This window comes from Actinoplanes flavus (assembly GCF_017592555.1).
GTDB lineage: Bacteria > Actinomycetota > Actinomycetes > Mycobacteriales > Micromonosporaceae > Actinoplanes > Actinoplanes flavus.
Window position 1 is genome coordinate 196,127 of record NZ_JAGFNS010000008.1, and the last position, 25,318, is coordinate 221,444.

Genomic DNA, 25,318 nt, shown 5'->3' on the forward strand with positions numbered 1-25,318 from the left:
GGGCGGGTTTCGGCTTTCGTCTTCCTGTGGCGGCGCCGGGGGGGGGGGGGGGGCCGGGGGGGGGGGCCCGCCCCCACGGGAGGGTCACTTGCTCAGGACCTCGTTCTTGGCCCGGTCCTGTGCCTCGGTGATGGCCGCGTCGATCGGCTTGCTGCCGGACAGCACGGCGGTGTGCAGGTCCTTGAGGATGTTCTGCAGCGGCGCCGTGTATTTGGAGACCGGGTTCTCCGGCTTGGTGTCGTGGCGGGTGAAGGTGAACTTCGACAGGTCGTCGGTGGGCGCGCCCTTGAGCGTGAAGATGGTGTCGGCGGCGGTGGCCGTGTCGGCGGGGGTGACACCGATCCCGGCGAGCGCCTTGGCCGCGTCGGCCGACGCCGCGTAGGCCAGGAAGCTCTTGGCCGCCTCGATCTTGCGTTCGCTGATCTTCGGGTTGATGCCGAGGCCGGTCGGGTCGGCGAAGGTGACCGGGGTGGCCGAGGTGCCGGTGGTCGACTTCGTGGCCTGCGGGGCCGGGGCGATGCCCCACTCGAAGGTGTCGGCGTCGCCCTTGGCCTGCTGGCTGAGCAGGGTGGCGATGTACCAGGTGCCCATCGGCATCATGGCCGCCGACTGCTTACCGAACTGGGCCTGGTAGGTGAGGCTGTTGGTGGTGGCGTCGCCGAAGCTGACCTGTGCTCCGGCGGCCTGGAGGGCGAGGGCCTTCTCGTAGTAGGGCTTGAGGAACCCGAAGTCGCCGCTCTGCAGGTCGGCGCCGGCGGTCTGGGCCAGCGCGAAGCCCTGTGAGGTGGACTGCCAGGTGTGCTGGTAGGCGCCGAGCGCCTTGTCACCGGCCGCTTTGAGCTTGGTGGTCAGCTCCCTGGCCACGGTCCCGTAGTCGTCCCACGTCCAGGAGCCGTCCGGGTGTTCGACGCCGGCCTTGTCGAACAGCGCCTTGTTGTAGAACAGCACCCACGAGTCCTGCCGGTACGGGATGGCCCACGTCTTGCCGTCGACCTGGTAGGAGCTGAGCCCGCCGACGCCCGCGCCGAGCTTGCCGGCCACGTCGGACACGTCCAGCAACTGCTTGCCGTTCTGGTAGGTGTAGAAGTTCTTCAGGTTCTTCTGGACGTAGATGTCGGGTGCCTTGCCGGCGGCCAGGTCCGCGATCATCTGGGTGTCGTAGTTGCTGGCGTCGTACTCCTTGAGCTCGACGGCGATGTCCGGGTGGGCGGCGCGGAAGCCGTCGGCGAGGGTCTTGAACTCCGGGGTCGTGGCCAGGCTCCAGCCGGCCAGGGTGAGGGTGACCGGGCCGGACTCCTCGGGGTCGTCTCCGCTGCACGCGGAGGCGGAGAGGGCCAGCAGGAGCGCAGTGAGGGCGGCGAGGGAGCGCTTCATTCCTACTCCTCTATGTCGATACGGGTGTGTGTGAGGACGGCGTCGGGCCAGACGGCCCGCACCTGTTTTCCGTGGATCTCGACGCGGCAGGTGGTCTCGTGCCGCTCGCCGCTGAGCTCGACCAGGACGGCGATCCAGGTGCCCGGTCCGGGGACCGGGAGGTCGAGCCACGGCACCCGGACCGGGTCACCGAGCGGCCCGGCGTCGTGGTGCTCGCTGATGCCGGCGGTCACGTCGCCGCCGGTCAGTGGGGTGAGCCGGGAGATCAGGGTGCCGCCGGTGACCGGCCAGCCGCCGATCCGCAGCCGCACGGCCGCCGGCTCCGCGTCGTCCACGCGGACGAGCCGGATCTCCCACGGCCCACGGACCAGGGAGAACGTCGTGATCCGGCCGGCCCGGCGCAGCTTGCCGGGACGGCCGCCGCCGTGGTCGCGGCCGGGCGGATCCGGATCCAGCCAGTGCGCCTCGGCGACCGACCCGGCAACCCCCAGGCCCTCTTCCACGCGTACGCCGAGCGGGCGCATGCCGGTGCGGTGCGAACGGCGCCCGGCCGGGTCGGCCAGGACGACCGACTGGTCCTCCGGGTCGGTCCAGCCGCTCTCGTCGAGCACCGGGGCGGTGGCCGTGGAGTAGCCGAGCCGCGCGTACAGCGGTGAGTCGCCGCCGGGCACGCCCGGCTCGCCGTGGTCGGTGCCGTGGTTGACGACGCGGACGATGCCGTCGGCGCGGGTGCCGGCGATCAGCCAGCCCGGGGCGCGGACGGCGTGCAGGACGTCGCCGGTGTCGATCGGCAGCGGCTCCGCGGGCGCGGCCCACACCGGATGGTCGGCCGGGAGGGCGACGCCGAGCAGGCCCTTGCTCGCCCAGTACGGCGAGCCGGGCCCGGAGTACGACTGGGCCAGCCGGGGCCACGGCCGGCGCCAGCCGAGGGTGAGCAGGTCGCCGTCACCGGTGAAATGACCGACGACCCGCCCGGCGGCGTGCCGCAACCGGCCCGGCCCGTGCGACGGCACTCCGGCCAGCACGCCGGCCCAGAACGGGGCGGCGGCCGCGAACCGGTAGATCAGGCTGCGCCCCTGCACCAGCGGCGAGCCGTCCCCGCCGATCAGCGCGAGCGCGTCGGTGAGGAACCGGTCGAGACGGGCCACGTCCTGCGGGCGTGGACCGTCGACGCCGGCCATCCGCGACCACAGCACCGGGTAGAGGTGCAGCGCCCAGCCGGTGTAGTGGTCGAACGCCCGCGACGACCCGTCGGACAGCCAGCCGTCGGCGCGCCGGAACGTGTCGTGGGTGGCGAGGTCCTCCTCCATCTCGGCCGTCGAGTGCGGCCCGCCGACCGACCGCAGGAACGTCTGGACGACCAGGCGGAACCACACCCAGTTGATCCGCGGATAGGTGTCGTCACCGACCGCGGGTGACAGGTAGTCCACGATCCGCTCCTGGACGGCGCCGTCCAGCCGGTCCCAGATCCAGGGGCGGGTCATGTCCAGGATCAGGGCGATCGAGGCGGCCTCCACCTTGGCCTGGCCGTGTTCCTCCAGGCGGACCCATCGCTCGGTCGCGGGCGCGGCCGGATCCGTCCCGGCGGCCAGGCCGGCGGCATAGCGCTCGGCCAGGTCGCCGAGCCCGCGGCCGTTCTCCCCGGCCAGGCGGAACCCGGCCAGCAGGAAGGTGCGGGCGAACCCCTCCAGGCCGTCGATCGCGCGGCCGTAGCCGCCCTCGGCTCCGGGCAGCGTGATCAGCGCGTGGCCCGGCGAGGCGTGCCGGGAGGCGGCGGCGAGAAGGCGGTCGGCGTACCCGGTCCAGTCGGAACGGGTCACGAGGGCAGCGGTCGAGGGTGGCACGTCACGCTCCGAAGTCGGTCGGACGGAACCTGTGATCGGTTTCCGGGAAGTAAAACGCTCACAAACGAGCATGTCAATGAGTTCTTCGCTCACCGATCGCCAAAAGTGATCGCCTGCCCCTCCGACCTGGCAGAACTCCGCCCCCTGAGGCGACGGTCGTCCACAGGGGCCGCGAAATCGCCGTCACCGGGCGGCCGAAGTGATCTGATACGATCGCGTTCGATCACAGGGGAGGTCAGATGCGCGTTCCGTCAGCCAACGACCGTGACGCCTGGACGGCGGCGGACGACGCCACACTCCAGGCGCTCACCGAACGCGCCCGGGCCACTCTCGGCACGCCGTGGCCCACTCCCCTGGCCCACGACTTCGCCCGGTTCTACCGCGACGGCGACCGCGACACCTACGAGCAGGCCGTCTGGGCCCGGCACGAGCGACTCGCCCGCGCCACCGCCCTGGCCGCCGTCACCCTCGATCCGGTGTGGCTGGACGAGGTCACCGACGGCGTCATCCTGTTCTGCGAGCAGAGCACCTGGTGCTGGCCCGGCCACGACGACATGCACACCCGGCACGGCTCGGTCCTGCCGGTCGTCACCGACCCCTGCGTCGACCTGGGCGCCGGCGAGGTCGCCGCCGACCTCGCCTGGATCGACCACGTCCTCGGCGGCCGGCTCGACGAGCACGTGCCCGGCCTGCGCACCCGCATCCGGCACGAGGTGGACCGCCGCGTCCTCACCCCGTTCACCGAGCGGCGCAACTGGCACTGGCTGGGCCTCGACGGCCACGTGCACAACTGGAACCCGTGGATCCACAGCAACGTCCTGATCGCCACGCTCGTCCTGGTCGACGACCCGGCCCGGCGGCAACGGCTGATCGGCCTGATCGGCGAGGGCCTCGACCGGTTCGGCGCCGCGCTGCCCAGCGACGGTGCCATCGACGAGGGCGTCCACTACTGGTGGTATGGGGCCTGCCGCTACCTGGAGGCCCTGGAGATGCTCGGCGCCACCACCGAGAAACCCGCCGCGGTCGCCTTCCCGCACCGCGTCCACCTGGGCGGGCCGTGGTATGTGAACCACGCCGACGGTCCGGCCCGCCCGTCGTACGAGCAACCGTGGCACGTCCTGCACCGGCTGGCCCGCCGCCACGGCGACGCGGAGGCCGAGGCGCACGCGGCCGCGCATCGGCGACCCGGCGAGCCGGTCGCCCACGAGGGCCCGGGACTCGGCTATCTCCTGCTCGCGCTCACCGACCGCGACTGGGCGGCGGTCCGGCCCGGCCGGTCGCCACTGCCCCGCGACGTCTGGTTCCCGTCCACACAGGTGCTGCTCGCCCGGCCCGAGGCGGGCGGCTCCGCCGGGCTCACGCTCGCCGTCAAGGGTGGCCACAACGACGAGAACCACAACCACAACGACGTCGGCAGCTTCATCGTGGCCCGCGACGGGCAGCCCGTGCTGGTCGACCCGGGCCGGCCCACCTACACCGCGCAGACCTTCGGCCCGCACCGCTACGAGATCTGGACCATGCGCTCCAGCTGGCACAACACACCCACCATCCGGGGTACGGAACAGGCGCCCGGCCGAAGGTTCGCCGCACGGGCCCTGCTCGCCGGCGACGCGACGCTCACCATGGACCTCGCCGCCGCCTACCCCCGCGACGACATCCGCTCCTGGATCCGGGTCGCCCGGCTGGACCGCGCGACCGGCGCCGTCACCATCCGGGACTCCTGGGATCTGGCCCCCGGCCCCGCCGATCCCACCGTGATCCACCTGGTGGTGGCCGGAGACGTGACCGTGTCGCCGGGTCGCGCCGAGGCCGGCGGCGTGGTCGTCACCTGGTCACCGGCCGCGAACCGGCATCACGAAGGCACCCGGACCGTGCCGCCGTGCACGGTCGTCGTGCGGGAGCTGGACGACCCGATGCTGTCCGGCGTGTGGGGCGAGCGGCTGACACGCCTGGACATAGACGTCACCGCGCTCGGCCCCGTCGGTACCCTCGAACTGACCGTCAAGGAGACGCGGTGAGCACTTCAGACAAGCGCGGGCCACTACAGGTGGCCCGGCGGGCACGGCTGCTGGAGCAGTTGCAGCGCGACGGCGTGCTGCGCGTCTCCGACCTCACCGACGCTCTCGGCGCCTCCACCGTCACGATCCGCCGCGACATCGCCCAACTCGCCTCCGAGGGCCTGGTCCGGCGAGTGCACGGCGGTGTCGCCCTGCCCACCGCCGACGACACGCGCGACCCGGAGCTGGACAGCCCGTCCGGCGGCAGCGTCGGCATGCTGGTGCCCTCGCTCGACTACTACTGGCCGCACGTGGCCCGCGGCGCCGAGGGCGCCGCCCGCGAGCTGGACCTGAAGATCGTGCTGCGCGGCTCGTCGTACCAGACCGAGGACGACCGCCCCCAGCTCAACCGGCTGGTCGACCAGGGCGTCGACGCGCTGATCGTGGCACCGCGGATGGACGTGCCGACCGCCCGGCTCACCATCGAGTGGCTGGCCGGGACCGGTCTTCCGGTCGTCCTGCTGGAACGCACCGCCCACGCCGGGCCGCACCACGCCTTCCTCGAATCGGTCGTCACCGACCACGCGCAGGGCGCCGGCATGGCCGTGCGGCACCTGACCGGCCTCGGCCACGAGAAGGTGGGCGTGGTCCTGGCCGAACCCAGCCCCACCCGCCCCCATGTGCGCCGAGGCTGGCTGGAGGCCGCCGACGACTGCGGCCTCGACGTCACCGGGACGGTCGACATGCTGGTCCCCGACGCCCAGTCCCCGGACTGCCGCGCGGCCCTGGACCGGGTGATCGACCGCTGCCTGGAAACCGGCACCACCGCCCTGCTGGTGCACGCCGACGCCGAGGCGATCGCCCTGGTGGAACGCTGCGAGGAACGCCACCTGTCCGTTCCCGGCGACCTGTCCGTGATCGCCTACGACGACGAGGTGGCCGGCCTGTTCAGCCCGGCCCTGACCGCCGTCCGACCACCCCGGGGATCGATCGGCGCGGCCGCCGTCCGCCTGGCCGCCGACCGGCTCGCCGACCCGCGCCGCCCGGTCCACCGCGTCATGATCAGCCCTTCCCTCCGCGTCCGCGACTCGGTCGCCGCCCTCCACCGCCCGGCAGTCAGGTAGCCGGAGAGGCCCGCTGCGCCGCTCCGCGACGGGTTCGCCACTACGACGAATGCGGAGCCGCTCCCGCGATGGCGCCCGTTGCCTAGCCTTGCTCTGGTGAAGATCTTGTCGACGCGCCGCTCGAACCCGATGCCCCGGGCCTGCGCCGTCCTCGCGTGGGGGCAGTCGAAGCGGCCGGCGTGCTCAGCGCCGGGCGCGAGCCGCGTGATCGGCCGTCTTGCCGTGGAGGTTCGATGAACGCCGGCCACTGGCGTTCGGCGCCGCTCGGCCGGGCGACCCTGGTCGTCCTCGAGGCCGGGCCCCGGCCGCTGGAGGCCGTGCTCACCGCCGACGAGCTCGACCGCCTGCGGCCGGTCCTGGAGGAGACCGCCGCCGCGGCCCGCGACGGCGAGTTCAGCCGGATCCGCCTGCGGGACGCCGCCCGCGCCGCCATCGGCCGCGACCCGTTCAGCCAGGCCGCCACGGAGGACTCCGCCGACCGCTGGCGTCCGGCCGTGATGTTCCTCGTCGGGCTGATCGCGCTCCTCGACCCGGACCACCCACTGTGGATACGCGTCATCGGCGGCCTGTTCCTGGCCGGCGCCGTGGCCAACCTGGTCCGGCTGCTTCGCCACCTGCGCCGCCGCCGCGCCACCCGCAACGCCCGCTGACGCCGGCACCGCCCCGCGCCACCCGCAACGCCCGCTGACGCCGGCGCCGCCCCGCGCCACCCGCAACGCCCGCTGACGCCAGCGCCGCCCCGCGCCACCCGCAACGCCCGCTGACGCCGGCACCGCCCCGCGCCACCCGCGACGCCCGCTGACGCCGGCACCGCCCGTTCCGAGCCGGTCACGCCGAATCGCGACCGAGCGGCGCCGGAGACCTCGTGGACACCCGGCGGTGACGGGGCGCGGGCCGGGTCGCCAGAGGCCCCTGCGGTTTCGCGGGACACGCCGGGAGGAGCCGCCGGGGAGAGGGGAGGACTCCCCCGCCCCGGCGGCTCCCTGCTCAGCGGGCGGTCGCCGCGGCCTTCAGTTCGGCCGCCGCCGCCAGGTCCTCCTCGGTCACCGCGGCGAGGGAGCCGAAGATCGAGACGGCTTCGTAGTAGGTCCAGGCCAGGCTGTAGCAGGCCGGCCGGACGACCGCCGAGTAGGTGGCGCACTTGCGTTTGAGGTCCGCGTAGAACATGGAGTCGATGCGGCTCTTGTTGGCACTGAAGGCGCCCACCGCCTTGTAGTTGCGGTAGCCGAAGTCGTGGCGCCAGCAGGAGAGCTTGAAGTCGAAGCCGAGCGGATTGTCCGGGCTGGCGGAGCAGTAGTCGGTGCTCCAGTCGAAGGCGTACGCCGACCAGGCGCCCTGGTTCTGCCGGGCGGCGTTCCAGCTGGTGTAGCTGGAGGCGCTGGTCTGGGTGAACGACGAGAGGGCGGCCAGCTTCTCGGCGGGGGTCACGGCGAACGCCGGGCCGGAGCCGATGAGTACGGTCAGGGCGGCGAAGGCCGCGACGACCAGTGTTCGGACGGTGGCGCGCCGGGTGGGCGCGAGGCCGGTGTGTGATGGCATCCGGTGCTCCTTCGAACGGCCCGTCTCGGTGGAGAGGGGCTGCCGGTGGGCGCTCGGGCGACGGTGGGGTTACTCGCGAGTCACCCGAACGATCACTAAGTTTGGGCGCCCGACCTGGCCGAAATGCCATGGCAATATTTCAGTTCGTCGATCCCCGGGAAAACAGGCGATCCCGGCACGGCCCGCATCCCGGTCGCGGAGCGACGTGAGCAGCGGGTTCCCTCATCCGTCGCGGGCGAGGGCTCCGATTCACCCGGGCGGGGCATTGCTCAGCCGTTCGTCGTTCGTTGCGACCGGATCAGCCCATCGCGGGCATGTCCGGCGGCGGGTTGGACGGGTGCGGCCGGGCGTCTGGGACCGGGAGTCCGGCCGCCGACCCAGTCCAGCAGGCCCGGTCCGTGGAGCATCCGCATGAGCTACCCACCCCCGTACCAGCCGCCGCCCACGCAGGGCTATCCGATGCCGCCTCAGCCGGGGTTCCCGGCGGGCCCCGGGGCGGGCAGACCGTCGGGTGGGCGCCGGGCCGCGCTGCTGCTCGCCGGTGTCGCCGCGGTGGTGACGGTCGGGCTGGTGGCGCTGACGGACGACACCGGCACCGGTGAAGCCACCACCGCGTCCACACAGGCGACACGTGCCGGCACCGCGGAGGCGTTGCAGGCCGGACCGGGCCGAGAGGAGAGCGCCACCGGCACGCCGGCGGAGACGTTCGGGATTCCGGTGGGTTCGGTGATCACCCACCGGGACGGTGGGGACGTCGTCACAGCGGTGGCGCGGTCGGTGAAGACGTACCGTCAGGGCTGCAACAGTCTCGACGTCGACCCGGAGCAGGGCCTGTACGTGGTGGTGGACGTCCTGGTCACCCAGTCGAGAGGCCGCGGCTCGGTCAACCCGCTGGATTTCACGTTCGTCGCCGAAGACGGGACGAGCGCGAACGCGCTGTCGGCGGCGTTCTCCGGATGCGACGATCCGGCCCTCGCCGCCGCGGATCTGCGGTCCGGCCAGAAGCGCGCGGGAAAGATCGCGTTCGACACGGGGATGAAGTCCGGCACCGTCGAGTGGGCACCCGGCGGATTGGGGGCGGACACCGTCGGTTCCTGGCGGATCCCGTGAACCACGAATCGGCACACCGGCGATCTCGTCGGCCGGGCTGCGCCGCGCCGCGCCGCGCGCACGCTGCGTAGTCAGCGTGGGCATCGCCGAACCGGGCGGCAACGTGCCGGCCCCTTCACGCTCTGTACATGTCGGCCGTTCGCGATCGCGGGCCGGAAAGAGACAAGATTCATAGCCCGATCAGGCAACCTCCACGAAACGCCAGGTCACTCGCGGTAAATGCAAATGTGGCGATTCATGTACGCAAAGTAGTCGATAAATCGGTACCACGGATCATGGTCCGGGCCGCGTCCAGTGGGCGTGGAAAATGTACAAACTGCGCGCGGGGGAAGCAGATGGCGACGGATAGTGACGAGGGTGGCCATCGCTGCGGTTGTCTGCTGTGCCACGACGGCCGGAGCCGCTGAGGCGTACGTACGGTCGGTGCCGCTGCCCACCGAACCATCCGAGCCGCAGGCGTCGACGCTGTACTACCGCGACGGCCGCACCATCCTGGCCCGGGTCGGGACCACCAACCGCAATGACGTGCCACTGTCGGCGGTGCCCGAGGAGGTCCGGCACGCGGTGCTCGCCGCCGAGGACCGCGACTTCTACGACCACCACGGCGTCTCGGTCCGCGGGGTGCTGCGCGCCGTCGTCGCCAACGTGAGCGGCGGCCGGCAGGGCGCGTCGACCATCACCCAGCAGTACGCCCGCAACGCGTTCCTGACCCAGGAGGTGTCGGTGGAGCGCAAGGGCAAGGAGTTCGCGCTCGCCGTCCAGCTGGAGCGCGAGTACTCCAAGGACGAGATCCTCGAGCGGTACCTCAACACCATCTACTACGGTCGCGGCGCGTACGGGATCGCGGCGGCCGCCTACGCCTACTTCGGGGTCGCCCCGGAACGGCTCACCGCCGCGCAGGGTGCGGTGCTGGCCGCGGTGATCCGGGATCCCTACCAGCTCGATCCGGCGAACGACAGCCAGGCGGCGCGGGCCCGCTGGAACTGGGTGATCGAGTCGGAGCGTGATCTGGGCTGGCTCGACGCCGTACCCGAATATCCCGTGGTGAGCCCGGTCGCGCCCCGCGAGACCGGGGCGAACGGCCTGGTCATCGACCGCGTCGAGCAGGAGCTGGCCGCGCACGGCATCACCTCGCGGGCGTTGCACACGCAGGGCCTGTCGGTCGTCACCACGCTGGATCCGGTCGCCCAGGAGGCGGCGGTCTCGCAGGTCGCGGGCCATCTGGCGGGGCAGCCGAAGGACCTTCAGGTCGCGCTGGTCGCGGTCGACCCCGGTTCCGGAGGGGTCCGCGCCTACTACGGCGGCGACCAGGGGCGGGGCTTCTTCGACTACGCCTCGGCGGCGTACCCGGCGGCGTCCACGTTCAAGCCGATCGTGCTCGCCGCGGCGCTGCGGGAGGGCATCGGCTACCTGTCGCGCTGGGACGGCACCTCGCCACGTACGTTCACCGGCCGTCTCGGCGTGCCGTTGGAGAACCCCGCGAACCAGCAGTGCCCCGACTGCACGCTGGAACAGGCGATGGTGAAATCCCTCAACACCCCCTTCTACGCGGTCACCGAGAAGATCGGAGCGGACCGGGTCCGGGCGATGGCGTACGACCTCGGCGTCCAGCGAAAGTACGCGGGCACCCGGTCGCTGGTGGACGCCGAGGGCGAGCCGATGCCCGGAAAGACCCGTTCGGACATCGCCCTCGGGCGGTACCCGGTCGCTCCGGACGACCTGGCGAGCGTGTACGCGACCTTCGCCGCCGGCGGTGTCCGGCACGACCGGCATTTCGTCGAGAACGTCTCGGCACCCGACGGGCGTCAGGTGTGGAATGTCGTACCCGCCTCGAAACGGGTTCTGGACAGCAGCGCCGCCGCCGACGTGTCCGCCGTGCTCGGCGCCGTGGTGCGCGGCGACGGCGCCGTGCCGAACCGGCCCGCGGCCGGCAAGACCGGTGTGCAGCAATGGGGCGACACCCACGACAACCAGGTCGCGTGGATGGTCGGCTACACGCCCGAACTCGCCTCGGCGGTCTGGATCGGCAAGGCCCGGCCGGGGCCGATCCGCGACCGTCTGGGCAGGGCGATCGAGGGGCGGACCATGCCGGCCCAGCTCTGGCGGGATTTCACCCAGGTCGCCCTGAACGACCGTCCGAAGACCGCGCTGCCGAAGCCGGTCCATGTCGGGCGCACGGATGTCGGCGACGCGGGACGCTCGAAGAAGACCGGCAAGTCCACCGGCGGGGTGAAGGACGCCGACACCAAACCGGGCCGCGGCATCCCGGTCGTGCGCACCGCCGGCAAGGGCCAGCGGCTCGCGCTGACCTTCGACGACGGGCCCTCGCCGTACACGGCCCAGGTGCTCGACCTGCTCGCCGAGCAGCAGGTGCGGGCGACGTTCTGCGTGGTCGGCGAGGAGGTGCAGAAATACCCGGATCTGGTACGCCGGATCGTCGCCGAGGGTCACGTGCTGTGCAACCACTCCTGGAAACACGACGATCTCGGTCAACTGTCCGCGTCCGCGGCGAAGGCCGACATCGCCCGCACCGACGCCGCCATCGCCGCGGCCGTACCCGGTGTCACCGTGCCGTTCTTCCGCGCGCCGTTCGGGTCGTGGGGTAGATCGGCCATGGCCGGCACCGACCTCGGGCACACCCCGCTGGGCTGGGTCGTCGACCCCGACGACTGGCTGCTGCCCGGCGCGGACGTGATCGCCGACCGGATCGAGAAGCAGCTGCAACCCCGCGCGGTCGTCCTCGTGCACGACGGCGGCGGAGAACGGGACCAGACCGTCGCGGCGCTGACCCGGCTCATTCCGAAGCTGAAGAGCAAGGGGTGGACGTTCGACCTCCCCGAACGCACGGTGCGCTCGGAGCCGCTGCCCACGGCGCCGGTGAAGCCCACACCGTCGGGTTCCCCGTCGCCGTCGCCGTCGCCCTCGGCGACATCCGCTCCGAGCCCGTCCGGATCGGTGAAACCGTCCGGCAGCGGGAAGTCCCGCCGCCCGTCGACGACCTCGACGTCCGCTGGGTAGTCTGCGCGGATCATGACTGAGGACGCTCCGATCCGCAGCCCGGCCGCGGGGCTGTCCTGATGGGTGGCCCCGCGGATCCGGCCGACCGGATCCGCCAGGCGCTGCACCTGGCCCAGATCGGGCGGGCGAGCGCCGCCGTACCGATGTTGCGGCGGCTGCTCGCCGAGGACCCCGACGATGTCGAAGCCCTGCGGGCGCTCGCCCACTGCCTGCACCGGACCGGCCGGTACGACCAGATGCTCGCCGTCGCCGAACAGGCGGCCGTGCTGGCCCCCGCCGATCCGGCCGTCCATCGCCAGCGGGCCACGGCACTGCTGGAACTGGGCGGCACCCGTGCGGCCCTCGACGCCGCCACCGAGGCGCGGCGGCTCGACCCGTCCGACTTCCGCAACGAGGTCACACTGGCGCAGGCGCTGCTCGCGGCCGGTGGGACCGCCCGGATCGTGGCCGCGTCGGCGGCCGCCGAACGGGCCCGGCGGCTGGCGCCGCACGAACCGGTCGCACATCTGGTGGCCGGCGACGCGCTGCGGCGGATGGCCGACTTCCGGGGTGCCCGGCAGGCCTACCGCACGGCCCTGGCGCTGGACCCGGAGGACGCCGACACGCTGCACCGGCTGGGCGCCGTCGATGCCGACCGGGGCCGGGCGCTGCGTTCGTCGGCGCTGCTCGGCGACACCCTGCGGGCGGCTCCGCACGACCCGGACGTGCTGCGTACCGCCACGTCGGCTGCCCGCCGGGCATGGTGGCTGCTCACCGACGCGGCGACGGTGCCGTTGGTCGCCGGGGTCGTCGTGGCCGCCGCCGGCCGGGACCGGGTGGCCGGGACCGTGGGTGTGCTGCTCGGGGTGGCCGCGGCCGGGGCGTTCCTGCGGTGGCGGCTGCGCCGGCTGGCGGCGGCGACCCGTACGCTCATCCGCCGTAACCTCCTGCGCCCGGCCTTCGCGTTCGCGGTGCTGCGGCTGGCCGCGGTCACGCTGAGCGGGCTGCTGATCGTCGTCGATCCCGCGCTGCGGGCGGTGGCCACGCCGCTGACGACGATCCCGGTGCTGCTGCTCATGCTGCGGGTACGGAACCGGTTCGCCGCCGAGTTCTCCTTCCTGCTCCGGCGATGCTGGTTCCGGCTGCGGGTGCGGTGGGCGGGCGCCTGACGTCGGCATCCGCCTCCGGCCGGGGTCCGCGCCCGTGGCACCATCTGTCCTACCGCGGGGCCTGACCAGCATCTCCGCCACCAGACAGGGAGCCTGGATGCCGTCGTCTCGTCTCGCCGTCACCCGCGATCAGCACCGGGCGATCATCGGCGCCCGCAAACTGTTCCACCAGCACCGGCTGGACGACCACGTGGCACGCCTGGACGCCGCCACGGCCGGGGCGGCGAACGACCGGCTCGTCATCGTCGTCGTCGGTGAGGTGAAACGCGGCAAGAGTTCGCTGGTCAACGCGCTGACCGGCCGTGACGTGGCCCCGGTCGGCGCCGACGTCGCGGCCGAGGCGTTCCTGTACGTGGTGCCGCCCTCGGAGGAACTGCCGGACGAGGGCTGGGCGCTGGCCGGCCCGGCCGGGCGGCAGCCGGTGCCGTACGAGGACGCCGTCGCGTTCCTCCGAACCGGCCCCGGCGACTCCCCCGACGCGCCCGGCCACGCCGAGGTGGCGGCGGCCAGTCGCTGGCTGCCGGCCATCACACTGGTCGACACCCCGGGCGTCGGCGGGATCGAGTCCGCGCACAGCCGTCTCGCCCGGTGGGCGGCCGCCCGCGCCGGTGTGCTTCTCATGGTCACCGACGCCGGGCAGGTTCTCACCGCTCCGGAGCTGCGGTTCCTGGCCGAGGCCGCCGAGCAGGTGGAGACGGTGGTGTTCGCGGTCACCAAGGCCGACCGGTACGCCGACGCGGGACGGCAGATCGTGGCGGCGAACCGGGAGCTGCTGCGCCGGCACGCCCCCCGGTTCGCCGGCGCGCCGATGCTCGCCGTCTCGGCGACACTCGCGGCCGAGTCACGCGCCGTCGACGACCCGGAGATCCAGCCGCTGCTGGAGCAGGAGTCGAACATCGCGGCACTGGCCGAGGCACTTCGCGGGCGAGAGTCCGAGGCCCACACGATCGGGTTGGCCAACGTGCTGCGTACCGCCCTGTCCGGGCTGAACCGGCTCACCGGGCAGCTGGACGGTCACCGCCGGGCGCTCACCGATCTGCCCGAGAACGACGACCCGGTTCAGGCCGAACGCGCGGCCCTGGAGCGGCTGCGCGCCCGTAAACGCCGCTGGCGCCTCGACCTGGAACGCGACCTCGGCCGGATACGGCAATCCGCCGGCCGTGACATCGGCCGGCTGCTCGACGAGCTGCGCGACCGCTGGCGGCTGCGGATCAGCCGGGAGTGGAGCGGTGTCACCGAGACCGGCGCCACCGCCGTGCTCGCGGAACTGAACAGCGAGGTTCTCCTGATCGCGGCGCACGTCGCCGACCGGTTGCGCGGCGACCTGGTGGCGACCGCCGCGGAGCTGTTCGGCAACGTCGACGCCGCGGTCGCGGCGCTGCAACCGGTGACCGCCTCGCTCGAGATCGCGCTCACCCCCGGCCGCCGGACCCTGGACCCGCGTGGCAGCGGATTCGATCCGGCTCTGGCCGGCTCGGCGCTGATGGGAGCGAGCCTCGCCGGCAAGTTCGGCCTGGCCGGGACGACGGTGGGTGGGCCGCTGGGCCTGGTGGCCGGGGGCGCCTGGTTCCTGCTGAATCTGGGCTACCGTAAGGTGCGCGTCGGCCGGCAGAAGCTCGACATCGCTCTCGTCGAGACCGTCACGGCGCTGCGCGGCGACCTCACGGCCGCGGTGGAATCGGCGATCCGTGAGTGCCGCCCGGAGCTGATGATCGCCGTCGAGGACCACCTGGAGGCGGAGATCGCGCGGATCGAGGCGATCGTGGCGGAGGCCGAGACCGCGGCCGGGGCGTCCGCCGCCGACCGCGGCGAACGCCTGACGGCGGTGAAGCGCGACCTCGAGGCCGTGGCCGACCAGCGGGAGCTCGTCGAACGGGAACTCGTTTCGCTGGCGCCGCCGGGAACATCGCGGGAATCCGGCGCATCAGACTCCCAACGACCGGAGAACACCCAGGGGGCGAACCGATGACCGACGACCACAGCTGGGCGGACACGCTGCTGCCGTCGCTGCCCGACGACGCCGACGACGTCGCCGACCTGCGCCTGGGCCTGCCCGGGGAGCAGTACGACGAGGTCGAGGCCTTCGGCGGGGTGGTGGACGGCAACCTCGTCGGTGACCCGGCCGGGGACGCCGAGCACTGGTTCGAGCAGGCCGCCAACGGCTACTGCGTGCCGGCCAGCATCGCGCAGATCGTGTCGGAGTACACCGGCGTACACCACGCGGACGAATCCGCGTTCGTGGCCCGCGCCAACGAGCTGCACCTGTTCGAGGTCGCCCCCGGCGGCATGCCCGGCATGGGCATCGACGGCGCGCACGCGCTGCTGGAGGACGCGGGCGTGCCGGCCGAGATCCAGATGGGCATCGGGGTCGAGACCCTGGCCGGCTATCTCGCGGAGGGCCGGCGGGTGATGCTCGCGGTGGACGGCGACGAGATCTGGTACGGCCGGGAGGACGCGGACGGCGCCGACCACGCCGTCGTCCTGACCGGCATCGACGCCGACCGCGGCGTGGCGATCCTCTCCGACCCCGGAACCGCCGACGGCAACCGGATGGAGGTGGACCTGGACGTCCTCGCCGGCGCCTGGGCGGACTCCGGGAACACGGCCCTCGTCTGCGACTTCCCGCCCGATCGGGAGCCGGCCGCGGAGCCGGCGCCGCACCCGGCCTCGGGGCGGTTGGCGGACGTCGTGTCGTGGCTCGTCGAGCGGCCGTACGTGGTCCTGCCGGTCCTGCTGGTGGGCCGGACACTGCTGAGGCGCCACCTGTGAACGACCCGTTGGAGCCGGAACAGGGGGTGCTCGGTGAGCCGCCGGCACCCCCGAAGGCGGTGTGGTCCGCGGCGCTGGCGCGGGCGCTCGACCCGGACGCGGAACCGATCGCGGCCGCGGGTCTGGTGCCCGACCAGGCGGAATGCGGCACCCCGGTGGACCCGGTCGATGACGACACGGACTGGTGGCTCGACCCTCCCGGGCAGTTGACCGACGACATGATCGACGATCACGATGACGCGCAGCCGCCCTCACCCGACACCCCCTGGCTACCAGGCTCTGAACCGGAGACGTACTGACTTGCCCGGCTGGTCTCTCTCGATCGACTTCGGCACCTCCAACACCGCGGCCGCCTACCGGCGCGGCGACGGACCGCCGACGGCCGTCCGGCTGTCGGACTCGGCCGAACAGATGCCGTCCGCCGTGCTGGCCACCCCGCAGGGCATCCAGGTCGGCACCACCGCCGTACGCTCCGCGCGGCTGCACCCGGACGGGTTCGAGCGCTCCCCCAAGCGCCTGATCGGGCAGGACGCCGTCCTGCTGGGCGGCCGTGACATCCCGGTGGTGACGCTGGTCGCCGCTGTGCTGCGGGTCGTGGCCACCCGGGCCGCCCGGGTCGCCGGCGACGACCGGCCCGACACGGTCCTGCTCACCCACCCGCAGGACTGGGCGGAACCACGCCGACAGGTGCTGCGGGCCGCGGCGGTCGAGGCGGGCTTCCCCGACGAGATCCTGCGCCTGGTGCCGGAGCCGGTCGCGGCCGTCGCGCACTACGCGCACACGACGCCGCTGCCGGCCGGCAGCACGGTCGCGGTCTTCGACTTCGGCGGCGGCACCTGCGACGTGGCCCTGCTGCGCGCCGACGGCGACACGTCCGCGATGCGGGTGCTCGCGTCGGCCGGCGCCGACCCGCTGGGCGGCGACGTCTTCGACCACCTGCTGCTGACGGCCGTGCTGGCCCGGCTGGCGGACCGCGACCGCGGCGACCTGGCACGCGCGGTGCGGGACCCGGCCAACGCCAGGGCACTGCAGGCGCTGCGCAACGACGTCCGCGAGGCCAAGCACGAACTGAGCGAGCACGAGTACGCCGGCATCCCGGTCGTGGCCGCCGACGCCGAAGAGATCGTGACGATCACCGCGGACGAGTTCGACGAGATGGTCGCGCCGCAGGTCCGGCGGGCCACCGAACTGACCGCGCAGACCCTGGCACAGGCCGGGCTGACCGCCGGGGAGCTGCACGCGCTCTACCTCACCGGCGGCTCGTCGCACCTGCGCGCCGTCCAGCGGGATCTGACCGCGCTGCTGGGCCGCCCACCGGCCACGCTCGAGGACCCGAAACTCGTCGTGGCGCTGGGCGCACACCACGCCGTCACGGCGACGGCCGAGACGGCGCGCGCCGTACCCGCGCCCGCCCCCGCGCCCGCCGTACCCGCGCCCGCGCCCGCAGGGCCCGCCCCCGCCGTGCCCGCCCCCGCCGTGGTCACGAGCCCGCCGCCGGCGGCCGACGTTCCGGGCCTCAGCGCGGCGGCGCAGCGGGTTCTCCAGGTCAACCCCGAGCTGGCGGCCGCGCTGGCGGGCACCCCGCAGGGCCCGGCGGTCATCGACGACCTGGTCACCCTGGCCGCGCTGATGTGCGTACCCGGGCTGATCGAACGGGTGATCGCCGATCCGGGCCTGATCGCCCGGATGCGCCAGGACAATGCGGGTGTGGAGATCCCGCCGCCGCCGGCGTCCGGCGTGCCGCTGCCGGTCAAGGTCTTCTTCGGGGACTCGCCGCCGTGGCTCGCCGCCCACTGGAAACCGGCGGCCCGGCAGCGCTGGAACGACCAGCACGGACCCGGCGACATCTGGGCCGTGTGCGTCATGCGGACCTGGTGCACCGCCACCGAGGCCGAACGGCAGGAGATCCTGAGGCGGCCGGACTGGTCGACCTGGGCGCCCGGCAACCACTACCTGGACGCGTTCACCCACGGTGACCCGCCCGAACCCGACCAGATCTGGCTGTCGACCGCCACCGAGCCGCCCACGGCCGTCGCACCGTTCCGGACCCCGATCTCCCGGCCCGCGCACCCCACGCCACAGCAGCAGGCGTACCTGAGCGACCTCGCCGACCTCTACGCGCCGCCGGCCGGCGGCGGGCTGGCCGCGGCCACCGCCCGCCCGCCGGACGTGACGCGGATCGTCCGTACCTGTCTCGGTCTGCCACCGCGCCACACCCGGCAGGTCTCGGTGATGGGCGTGGGCATGACCGGCTGGCCCAGCGAGCTGCTCTTCTACCCCGCCGCCGGGGCCAGGCCACCGGCCGTGGTGATCCCCCTCTCCGGTCCGATGCTCGACCTGACCAGCGGCCGGGCCGGCTGGAACGGCGTACCGGTGATCCTCACCCCCGACGTGGTCACCGGCGTACGGATCAAGGTGGACTGGGGCAACGCGCAGCGGCGGATCGTCGTCGGCACCACCTACCGGCCCGGAGCCGACTGCCCGCCGCCCGGCGTGGACGTGCACCTGCGCACGGACCAGATCACCGAGGTGGCGAACCAGATCCGCACCCACCTGGGCAGGCCCTGATGCATCCCGTCGCGGCGCGGATCGCCCTGCTGTGCGACGAGGTCGCCCCGCTGCTCGACGAGGCGGGGCGGCAGTCGGCCGCCACCCTCCGCGACACCGTGGCCGAACCGCTGCGCGTTGCCGTCGTCGGGCGGGTCAAGGCCGGCAAGTCGACACTGGTCAACGCGCTCGTCGGGCGCCGTATCGCGCCGACCGCGGCGGGCGAGTGCACCCGGACGGTCACCTGGTACCGCTACGGCGCCCCGGAACGCGCCGAACTCCACCTGCACGACGGCACCCGGCGTGATCTGCCGCTGCACGACGGGCGGCTGCCGGCGGCCCTCGGGACGCCGGCCGAGGAGGTGGCCCGGATCGTCGTTCATCTCCAGGCCGCCGCGCTGCGCGAGAAGACCCTCATCGACACGCCGGGCCTGGCCACCCTCACCACCTCGAACGAGGACGCCACCCGCGCGGCCGTGCTGGGCGCCGCCCCGGACGATGCCGACACCGCCTCCCGGTACGCCGCCGGACAGGCGGACGCCGTGCTGTTCGTGTTCCGTGAAGCACAGCGGCAGGACGAGGTCGAGTTCCTTCGCCAGTTCCGCACCGCCACCGGTGAGCTGGGCGCCAGCGCCGTCAACGCCATCGGGGTGCTGTCGCAGGCCGACCTGTTCGGCGACGGCGGCTCGGACCCGTTCGCGGCGGCGGACGCGGCGGCCGCCCGGCTCGCCGACGCCCGTGCCGCCGACGTCTCGGCGGTCGTCGCGGCGGCCGGCCTGCTCGCCGAGACCGCCCGCACCGGCCTGATCCGCGAAAGCGACGCCCGGGCCCTCGCGGCCACCGCGGACGTGCCGGAGCAGCGGCTGCGGCTGCGGCACCGGCTGCCGCTGCCCGACGGGATCGACGTGGCGGCGCTGGAACGGCTCTACACCACCCTGGGCGTCCACGGTGTGCACGAGGGGCGGCATCACTGCGCTGCCGGCGCCCACCAGCTCGTGACCTGGCTGGAGACCGTGTCCGGGCTCGGCCGGGTCGAGGACCTGCTACGGCACGGCCTGCTGTGCCGGGCGCACGCGCTGAAAGCCATGCGGGCGATGACCGTGCTGACCCGCGCCGCGGACGCCCCGCAGGCCGACACCGGCGCCGTGCTCGCCCTGATCGAACAGGCGCGGCTGGATCCCGCCCTGCATCCGGTCCGCGAGCTGCGTGCCCTGCGCCATCTGGTCGCCGAGGCGCCCACCTCGCCGTTGCGGGCCGAACTGGAGCGGGTCAGCGCCGACTCGTCGGACGCCGCCCGGCTCGGGCTGGCCGAGACGGCGGCCGCCGGCGACATCGCGGGCGAGGCGCGCGGCCGGGCCGCCGCCGCGCAGTCCGAGGCCGCGTTCGCGATGCTGCCCGCCGAGGCGGAGGCCGGCCGGGTGCTGGCCCGGTCGTACCAGCTGATCGCCCGGCGGGCCGGGTCATGACCGGCACCGGACCGCGTACCCCCGGACCGGACGGCGACGCCGCGCTCGTCGCCCGGGCACGCGCCGGCGACAGCGCCGCCTTCGCGGCGCTGGCCGGCGCGTGCCGAACCCGCGTGTGGGCCATCTGCCTGCGGCTCACCGGCAACCACGCGGACGCCGAAGACGCCCTGCAGGACGCGCTCATGGCCGCCTGGCAGCATCTCGGCGGCTTCCGGCAGGACGCCCGGTTCAGCACCTGGCTGTACCGGATCGCCGCGAACGCGGCGCTCGGCGTCGTCCGCCGCCGCCGGGACACCCCGGTCGCCGTCGACGAACACGACTATCTGCTCGTGGTCGACGACCCCGCCGACCGGTACGCCGAACGCGACCGGATCCAGGCGGCCCTGTCCCAGATCCCCGAACCGTTCCGGACCGCCCTGGTGCTGCGCGAGTACGGCGAGCTGAGCTACGAGGAGATCGCCGCCCACCAGGACGTCGGTGTGCAGACCGTCAAGAGCCGCCTGTACCGCGCCCGTGCCGGCATGGCCGCGTTGCTGACCGCCGAAGCCGGCTGAGCCGCACGTTCACGCCAGCCGCACCGACGGCAGCAGGTCGTCCAGCGTCATCGACAGCGCCGCCTCGCTGTCCAGCGACAGCTCCATCGTCATCTGGAAACCGACGCCGTCGCGGACACCGACCACCATGGTGGTCAGCAGCCGGGCCATGCCGGACGGTTGCCAGTCGAACCGGTGCATCCGGGCGCCGGGCAGGCCCTCGACGTGGACCGGCCGCTCGCCGAGCATCCGCATGCCGCGCGGGAACGGCCCCCGCGCGAACACGTCGTCGGTCCACTGCCGCAGATCCTCGGCCCAGGTGCGTTCGGCGGACACGATCACCGTACGGTCACCGGCGTCCAACCGCAGGGTCTCCGTCCACTGCCAGCCGCTGACCCGCACCCAGTGGTGCGCCGGCGCGCCCGGCGCCGTGGTGGTGGCGAGCCGCCATCCGGTCGAGGCGACCGTGTCGTAGCGCGACGACGGTCCGGTGGCCGACACCACCAGTCCCAGCGGGGATCCGGCGGGGTCGGCCTCGCCGGTGCCGGCGCTCAGCAGGAACCCGCGAGGCGCGCCCGTACGCTCGTGCAGGCGGTCGCACCGGCCCGGCAGCGACCCGATCCGGCAGGGTTCGCCGTCGCCGGCCGCCGGCCCGCCACCGAACCGCCGTCGCAGCCGTTCCGCCACCGGCAGCCCCGGGCTGTCCGCCGGATCCAGTGCCCGGTCCGGCGCGACCGCCCGCAGCAGCGAGAACGACTCCTCGTCCAGCAGGGCTCGGCCGCTGGTCCGCATCGGTGCGGTCAGCCGGCGAACCGAACTGACCGCCCACTCGTCGCCGACGTCGATCGAGAGCAGCCCCGGCCACGGCCGGATCGCCGCCGGGTCCAGGTGCCGGGCCGGGTCCTCCGGCGGCGCCGGCTGGTCGAAACGCACGACGGTCAGGCCCGTCCCGCGTCGGTGATCTCGAAGGTCACGCCCGGAACCTCGTCGTAGCCGGGCGCGTACCCGGCGGCCGGGACCGTCTCGGCCGCGTCGTCGACACCGTTCTCGTCGGCGTCGACGATCACCATGTCGGCGATGCCGTCGGCGTCGTCGTCCAGGATCGTGTAGTCGACGACGCCGTTGCCGTCGGTGTCGATCCCGGCCGCGTCGAACACGCCGTCGACGTCCCGGTCGGCGAAGAAGCTCTCCGCGACGTCGTCGCCGTCGAGGTCGGCGGCCACCCGGTCGACCATGTCGTCACCGTTGGTGTCGACAGCGCCCATGTCGTAGGTGCCGTCCGCGTTCATGTCGGCGACCACGGTCTCGTAGCGGCCGTCCGCGTCGGTGTCGGCGACCAGCGTCTCGTAGTAGCCGTCGGCGTCGTTGTCCATGTACTCGGTCATGTGTTGCCTCCCTGCTCCGTAGTTGAAGATCAGAGAGGCGTACCGGCCCCGATGTTCCCGCGTCTTCGAACTTTTTCCGGCGCTTCCTCCGGTGGCGTGCGCTACCGGTGGGCGCGGGCCGTCAGAAGGTGTGCTGGTAGAGCGAACAGCCGCGGCAGACCTCGGGCGGGTCGTCGCCGGCCAGCCGCCGCCGGAACTCGCGGTACGGCTCGCTCCGCCAGATCTCCGGGAACCCGGCCTCGTTCAGGTCGCCCAGCGACACCCGGTCGTCGCCCATCACCATGCAGCACGGCTGGACCGTCCCGGCGCTGGTGATGTACGCGGCGTCCCACGGCCAGGTGCAGCCACCACCGCCCTCGTCGCTGAACCGGGGTAGCCGCAGCCGTACCCCGGCGTCCGCGGCGGCCCGCCGGGCCTCCGCGAAGGCGGCTTCGGCCCGGGCCTGATCGGCGCCGCCCCAGAGCGCCTGGTCCGCGGTGAACGCGCGGATCTGCGCGTACCGCCCGGCCGGGTCGGTGTCGTCGAAGCTGTGCGAGAGGTTCTGCACCCGTAACTCGTCCACCCCGATCCCGCCGAGCAGCCGGACCAGGTCGGGCAACTCGCCCACGTTGTCGCGCATCGCCACGAAGACCACCCGGATCCAGGGGGTGGCGCTTCCCGCGGCCCGTTTCGCCCGGACCAGCCCGGCGAGGTTCGCGACCACGGCGCCGAAGTCCGCACCGTCGCGGATCCGCTCGTAGGCTCCCGCGCTCGCCCCGTCCAGCGAGACGTGCAGCCAGTCCACCCCGCTGGCGACCAGCTCCTCGGCCCGGCGCCGGTGCAGCAGCGTCGCGTTGGTGTTGAACCCGACCCGGATGCCGCGCCGCACCGCCGCCTCGATCATCTCCGGGAGGTACGGCGAGAGCAGCGGCTCGCCGAGCCCCTGCAGGGTGAGCTGTCGCAGTGCGACGTCCTCGACCAGGCGGTGAAACAGCCGCGGCGCCATCGCCCCGGCCAGTCTGTTGACCGGCGGACGATACCGGACCAGGCACATCGTGCACCGCAGATTGCACGCCGAGGTGACCTCCACCTGCAGGTGGGCGGGGAGCGGCGGGTCGAGGTCAACGGACATGCCGCCGGAATGCCCCCTTTCCCAACCAATAACCTCAGACAGGGGTACGAAACGCGCGGCCCCCTACCGTCGACCCGTCACGCCGAACCGGGCTCGGCCATCCGCCGGTGCATCCGAGCCTTCGCGGCGTCCGGCATGACCTTGGAGGCGGCGCCCTGCACCTTGGTCTTGACCGAACCGGCGACGACCTTCTCCCGGCCTTTCATCAGCGCCTCGAAGCCCTGCTTGGCGACCAGCGCCGGGTCGTCCTTCGCGCCCGCGCCGACCCTGGTGTCGTCCATCTCGGCCCGATGGAAGAAGTCGGTGTCGGTCGGCCCCGGCATCAGCGCGGTGATCGACACCGCAGTGTCCTCGAGTTCTTCCCGCAGGGCCTCGGCGAACGACTGCACGAACGACTTCGACGCGTTGTAGACCGCCTGATAGGTGCCGGGCATCATCGAGGCGACGGACGAGGTGAACAGCACCGCGCCCGCGTCACGGGCGACCATGTCCGGCAGCAGCCGCTTGGCCAGGTGGACGGTCGAGGTCACGTTGACGTCGATGACGTTCAGCTCGTCGGCCAGCTCGGTCCCACGGGTGAAGTCACCACCGATCCCCCGCCCGGCGTTCAGCGCGAGGGCATCGACGCCGCGGCCGGTCTCGAGAACCGCCGCGTACACCTGCTCCACGCCCTCGTAGGTGGCCAGATCCGCGCGTACCGCCGTGATCTGGTTTCGACCGTCGCGGCGCAGATCCGCGGCGGCCTGGTCGATGCCGTCGTCCTCGGCCACGATCAGCAGGTCGTAACCGTGCTCGGCGAACTGCTTGGCCAGCTCGAACCCGATCCCGCTGGACGCGCCCGTGACGACGGCGAACATGTTTCCGCTCGATGAGGTCATGGACGCTGGTTGCCCGGCTGAGGCGCATCTATGCGTTCCAGCCTCCCGATCCGGGCGTCGTCGTGCAACGTCCACGGTCGAGGAGGCCGGCGGGCACCGACGCGGAACCTCGCCGGGTCGTACCACTGCCAGCAGAAGACGATGACGAGCGCAAGGTCAGCGAGGTCGCCGCCGTAGTACATGAGTTCGGCGCCGGTGCGCCCGGCCGGGCCGGACACGCCCGCTGGCGGGTGCCCGTACAGGTATTTCGCCAGGATGCCGTGTGCCGCCATGAAGACCAGCAACGCCGCCGCGCGCACCCGTGGGGTGGCCCGGTGGGTCATCGGATCGACCCCGACGATCGCGTGGGTCAGCAGCACACCGGCGCCGAGGACGTGCGCCTGGACCAGGAGATGAATCGCCGGGCTGTGCATCATCGCCGGGTAGAGGCCGGTGGTGTAGAGCAGCCAGAGCCCACCCGCGGCGAGCACGACGGCGACCGCCGGGTGGGTGAGGATACGCACGGGCCAGGCCGAGAAGGCACGCGACAGGCGGCGCGCACGGCGAACCGGCAGGGCTCGCAGAGCGAGCGTGCCCGGGGCGGCGAGCACGAGCAGGAGCGGCGCTGCCATACCGAGCAGCAGGTGCCCGGCCATGTGCGGGACGAATCCGTGAGCGGCGGCCGGGCCGGCCGAAGCCGCCGCGGCCACGGTCAGCCCGGCGTACCAACAGGCGGCACGCGCGGCCGGCCACGAGCGTCCGCGGCGGCGCGCGGCGAGGATCCCGGCGGCGTACGTGAGGGCCGCGATCAGCAGCAGACCGTCGAGCACCTCGAGGCTGCCGCCGCCGGGCATGCCGGACATCGACACCATCCGCTAGGTGACCGGGCGCCGACGGCGCCGAAGCAGGCCGAATCCCACCACGAGCAGGGCCACGGCGATGACGTTCCATGCCCAGTCGTACGGGGCGATGTCGACGTCGTAGCGAATCTCGTGCAGGCGCAGCAGCTTGTGCTGGACCGTGCCGTCGTACAACTGGAAAGCGCCGGCCCCGGCGAACAGGCCGCCCCACCAGCGCCGGCGGTCGAAGACGTTGCGCCGGCGCAGGTCGGCCAGCAGGAACAGCGCACCGACCGTGCAGAAGAAGCCGAACGCATGGAAGAGCCCGTCCGAGACGAGACCGGCCGCCGGCGTCGACCGGTCATAGAAGTGATGCCAGTGCAGCAGCTGATGGAAGACCGTTTCGTCGACGAAGGCCGCGACGCCCACGCCGAGGAATACACCGGACAGTACGTTGCGCGAGCGCATCGCCTACGGCGGTCCTTCGCGGTCGAGTCCGCCCGAGTAGCGATCCGGGCTCTCCGGCTCCGGCTCGACCTCCGGCTCGCCGGTCGTGAAGTCCTCGTGCTCACCGGCGAAGTCGCCGGTCTCCTCGTCCGGATCGCCGATCGGCTCGAGCCGGTTATCGTCCGCGGTCGTCATGGTCGCGCGAGTTCC

Annotated in this window: 22 protein-coding genes; 12 read left to right on the forward strand and 10 right to left on the reverse strand. The window is 73.2% G+C overall.

What is annotated here, in order from left to right; translation table 11 throughout:
* Positions 1 to 84 precede the first annotated feature (84 nt).
* Both J5X75_RS14475 and J5X75_RS14480 read right to left on the reverse strand, forming a co-directional pair.
* Positions 85 to 1,374 carry an ABC transporter substrate-binding protein gene (locus J5X75_RS14475; protein WP_208467883.1) on the reverse strand — a complete coding sequence of 430 codons (1,290 nt, stop codon included), beginning with the start codon at positions 1,372 to 1,374 and terminating at the stop codon, positions 85 to 87.
* 2 nt (positions 1,375 to 1,376) lie between these two features.
* The gene (locus J5X75_RS14480) at positions 1,377 to 3,218 is read right to left on the reverse strand and encodes a DUF2264 domain-containing protein (protein WP_307798075.1); all 1,842 of its coding nucleotides are present in this window, start codon (positions 3,216 to 3,218) and stop codon (positions 1,377 to 1,379) included.
* A gap of 239 nt (positions 3,219 to 3,457) precedes the next feature.
* Between J5X75_RS14480 and J5X75_RS14485 the strand changes: the two genes are divergently transcribed.
* From J5X75_RS14485 to J5X75_RS14495, 3 genes are all read left to right on the forward strand, one after another.
* Positions 3,458 to 5,236 carry a heparinase II/III domain-containing protein gene (locus tag J5X75_RS14485; RefSeq protein WP_208467884.1) on the forward strand — a complete coding sequence of 593 codons (1,779 nt, stop codon included), beginning with the start codon at positions 3,458 to 3,460 and terminating at the stop codon, positions 5,234 to 5,236.
* Complete coding sequence (locus J5X75_RS14490; RefSeq protein ID WP_307798076.1) at positions 5,233 to 6,339, forward strand: substrate-binding domain-containing protein; 1,107 nt, start codon at positions 5,233 to 5,235, stop codon at positions 6,337 to 6,339. Before J5X75_RS14485 ends, J5X75_RS14490 begins: the two co-directional genes overlap by 4 nt.
* Positions 6,340 to 6,572: 233 nt before the next feature.
* Positions 6,573 to 6,989 carry a hypothetical protein gene (locus J5X75_RS14495; RefSeq protein ID WP_208467885.1) on the forward strand — a complete coding sequence of 139 codons (417 nt, stop codon included), beginning with the start codon at positions 6,573 to 6,575 and terminating at the stop codon, positions 6,987 to 6,989.
* A gap of 337 nt (positions 6,990 to 7,326) precedes the next feature.
* Here the strand turns inward: J5X75_RS14495 and J5X75_RS14500 are convergent, their stop codons facing one another.
* Positions 7,327 to 7,878, reverse strand: a complete 552-nt coding sequence (locus J5X75_RS14500; protein ID WP_208467886.1) for a phospholipase — start codon at positions 7,876 to 7,878, stop codon at positions 7,327 to 7,329.
* Between the two features lie 411 nt (positions 7,879 to 8,289).
* On the opposite strand from J5X75_RS14500, the gene J5X75_RS14505 reads away from it, so the two are divergent.
* The 9 genes from J5X75_RS14505 (at position 8,290) to J5X75_RS14545 (ending at position 20,490) form a co-directional block, all read left to right on the forward strand.
* Positions 8,290 to 8,988: a DUF4352 domain-containing protein gene (locus tag J5X75_RS14505; protein ID WP_208467887.1), complete on the forward strand. Its 699-nt coding sequence runs from the start codon at positions 8,290 to 8,292 to the stop codon at positions 8,986 to 8,988.
* A gap of 357 nt (positions 8,989 to 9,345) precedes the next feature.
* Complete coding sequence (locus J5X75_RS14510; protein WP_307798077.1) at positions 9,346 to 12,006, forward strand: transglycosylase domain-containing protein; 2,661 nt, start codon at positions 9,346 to 9,348, stop codon at positions 12,004 to 12,006.
* 59 nt (positions 12,007 to 12,065) lie between these two features.
* On the forward strand, positions 12,066 to 13,154 hold the full coding sequence (locus tag J5X75_RS14515) for a tetratricopeptide repeat protein (RefSeq protein ID WP_208467889.1): 1,089 nt from the start codon (positions 12,066 to 12,068) through the stop codon (positions 13,152 to 13,154).
* Positions 13,155 to 13,251: 97 nt separating this feature from the next.
* Positions 13,252 to 15,123 carry a dynamin family protein gene (locus tag J5X75_RS14520; RefSeq protein WP_208467890.1) on the forward strand — a complete coding sequence of 624 codons (1,872 nt, stop codon included), beginning with the start codon at positions 13,252 to 13,254 and terminating at the stop codon, positions 15,121 to 15,123.
* Positions 15,120 to 15,923 (forward strand): C39 family peptidase, encoded by an 804-nt coding sequence (locus J5X75_RS14525; protein ID WP_208467891.1) that lies wholly within the window; start codon positions 15,120 to 15,122, stop codon positions 15,921 to 15,923. Before J5X75_RS14520 ends, J5X75_RS14525 begins: the two co-directional genes overlap by 4 nt.
* The gene (locus tag J5X75_RS14530; RefSeq protein ID WP_208467892.1) at positions 15,920 to 16,222 is read left to right on the forward strand and encodes a hypothetical protein; all 303 of its coding nucleotides are present in this window, start codon (positions 15,920 to 15,922) and stop codon (positions 16,220 to 16,222) included. The genes J5X75_RS14525 and J5X75_RS14530 overlap by 4 nt, the downstream gene beginning before the upstream one ends.
* A gap of 1 nt (position 16,223) precedes the next feature.
* Positions 16,224 to 18,491: an Hsp70 family protein gene (locus J5X75_RS14535; RefSeq protein WP_208467893.1), complete on the forward strand. Its 2,268-nt coding sequence runs from the start codon at positions 16,224 to 16,226 to the stop codon at positions 18,489 to 18,491.
* Positions 18,491 to 19,936 (forward strand): dynamin family protein, encoded by a 1,446-nt coding sequence (locus J5X75_RS14540; RefSeq protein ID WP_208467894.1) that lies wholly within the window; start codon positions 18,491 to 18,493, stop codon positions 19,934 to 19,936. Before J5X75_RS14535 ends, J5X75_RS14540 begins: the two co-directional genes overlap by 1 nt.
* Entirely contained in the window at positions 19,933 to 20,490 is a 558-nt protein-coding gene (locus tag J5X75_RS14545; protein WP_208467895.1) for an RNA polymerase sigma factor, read from the forward strand. Before J5X75_RS14540 ends, J5X75_RS14545 begins: the two co-directional genes overlap by 4 nt.
* Before the next feature lie 9 nt (positions 20,491 to 20,499).
* On the opposite strand, the gene J5X75_RS14550 is transcribed toward J5X75_RS14545, so the two are convergent.
* From J5X75_RS14550 to J5X75_RS14580, 7 genes are all read right to left on the reverse strand, one after another.
* Positions 20,500 to 21,402, reverse strand: a complete 903-nt coding sequence (locus J5X75_RS14550) for a hypothetical protein (RefSeq protein ID WP_208467896.1) — start codon at positions 21,400 to 21,402, stop codon at positions 20,500 to 20,502.
* Between the two features lie 5 nt (positions 21,403 to 21,407).
* Positions 21,408 to 21,854 carry a hypothetical protein gene (locus tag J5X75_RS14555; RefSeq protein ID WP_208467897.1) on the reverse strand — a complete coding sequence of 149 codons (447 nt, stop codon included), beginning with the start codon at positions 21,852 to 21,854 and terminating at the stop codon, positions 21,408 to 21,410.
* A gap of 121 nt (positions 21,855 to 21,975) precedes the next feature.
* On the reverse strand, positions 21,976 to 22,965 hold the full coding sequence (locus J5X75_RS14560; RefSeq protein ID WP_208467898.1) for a radical SAM protein: 990 nt from the start codon (positions 22,963 to 22,965) through the stop codon (positions 21,976 to 21,978).
* A gap of 77 nt (positions 22,966 to 23,042) precedes the next feature.
* Positions 23,043 to 23,843 (reverse strand): SDR family NAD(P)-dependent oxidoreductase, encoded by an 801-nt coding sequence (locus J5X75_RS14565; RefSeq protein WP_208467899.1) that lies wholly within the window; start codon positions 23,841 to 23,843, stop codon positions 23,043 to 23,045.
* On the reverse strand, positions 23,840 to 24,685 hold the full coding sequence (locus J5X75_RS14570) for a cytochrome c oxidase assembly protein (protein ID WP_238487944.1): 846 nt from the start codon (positions 24,683 to 24,685) through the stop codon (positions 23,840 to 23,842). The genes J5X75_RS14565 and J5X75_RS14570 overlap by 4 nt, the downstream gene beginning before the upstream one ends.
* Before the next feature lie 12 nt (positions 24,686 to 24,697).
* Positions 24,698 to 25,129: a DUF2243 domain-containing protein gene (locus tag J5X75_RS14575; RefSeq protein ID WP_208467900.1), complete on the reverse strand. Its 432-nt coding sequence runs from the start codon at positions 25,127 to 25,129 to the stop codon at positions 24,698 to 24,700.
* A gap of 3 nt (positions 25,130 to 25,132) precedes the next feature.
* A complete protein-coding gene (locus J5X75_RS14580; RefSeq protein ID WP_208467901.1) occupies positions 25,133 to 25,303 on the reverse strand; it encodes a hypothetical protein in 171 nt (56 codons plus the stop codon).
* Positions 25,304 to 25,318: the final 15 nt, after the last annotated feature.

Excerpts from the sequence above, each read along its gene's own strand:
- J5X75_RS14515 (WP_208467889.1), top strand. The coding sequence starts at position 12,066 with ATGGGTGGCCCCGCGGATCCGGCCGACCGGATCCGCCAGGCGCTGCAC.
- J5X75_RS14575 (WP_208467900.1), bottom strand. The coding sequence starts at position 25,129 with ATGCGCTCGCGCAACGTACTGTCCGGTGTATTCCTCGGCGTGGGCGTC.
- J5X75_RS14555 (WP_208467897.1), bottom strand. The coding sequence starts at position 21,854 with ATGACCGAGTACATGGACAACGACGCCGACGGCTACTACGAGACGCTG.
- J5X75_RS14475 (WP_208467883.1), bottom strand. The coding sequence starts at position 1,374 with ATGAAGCGCTCCCTCGCCGCCCTCACTGCGCTCCTGCTGGCCCTCTCC.
- J5X75_RS14545 (WP_208467895.1), top strand. The coding sequence starts at position 19,933 with ATGACCGGCACCGGACCGCGTACCCCCGGACCGGACGGCGACGCCGCG.
- J5X75_RS14560 (WP_208467898.1), bottom strand. The coding sequence starts at position 22,965 with ATGTCCGTTGACCTCGACCCGCCGCTCCCCGCCCACCTGCAGGTGGAG.
- J5X75_RS14500 (WP_208467886.1), bottom strand. The coding sequence starts at position 7,878 with ATGCCATCACACACCGGCCTCGCGCCCACCCGGCGCGCCACCGTCCGA.
- J5X75_RS14495 (WP_208467885.1), top strand. The coding sequence starts at position 6,573 with ATGAACGCCGGCCACTGGCGTTCGGCGCCGCTCGGCCGGGCGACCCTG.
- J5X75_RS14540 (WP_208467894.1), top strand. The coding sequence starts at position 18,491 with ATGCATCCCGTCGCGGCGCGGATCGCCCTGCTGTGCGACGAGGTCGCC.
- J5X75_RS14565 (WP_208467899.1), bottom strand. The coding sequence starts at position 23,843 with ATGACCTCATCGAGCGGAAACATGTTCGCCGTCGTCACGGGCGCGTCC.
- J5X75_RS14580 (WP_208467901.1), bottom strand. The coding sequence starts at position 25,303 with ATGACGACCGCGGACGATAACCGGCTCGAGCCGATCGGCGATCCGGAC.
- J5X75_RS14520 (WP_208467890.1), top strand. The coding sequence starts at position 13,252 with ATGCCGTCGTCTCGTCTCGCCGTCACCCGCGATCAGCACCGGGCGATC.
- J5X75_RS14505 (WP_208467887.1), top strand. The coding sequence starts at position 8,290 with ATGAGCTACCCACCCCCGTACCAGCCGCCGCCCACGCAGGGCTATCCG.
- J5X75_RS14570 (WP_238487944.1), bottom strand. The coding sequence starts at position 24,685 with ATGTCCGGCATGCCCGGCGGCGGCAGCCTCGAGGTGCTCGACGGTCTG.
- J5X75_RS14525 (WP_208467891.1), top strand. The coding sequence starts at position 15,120 with ATGACCGACGACCACAGCTGGGCGGACACGCTGCTGCCGTCGCTGCCC.
- J5X75_RS14485 (WP_208467884.1), top strand. The coding sequence starts at position 3,458 with ATGCGCGTTCCGTCAGCCAACGACCGTGACGCCTGGACGGCGGCGGAC.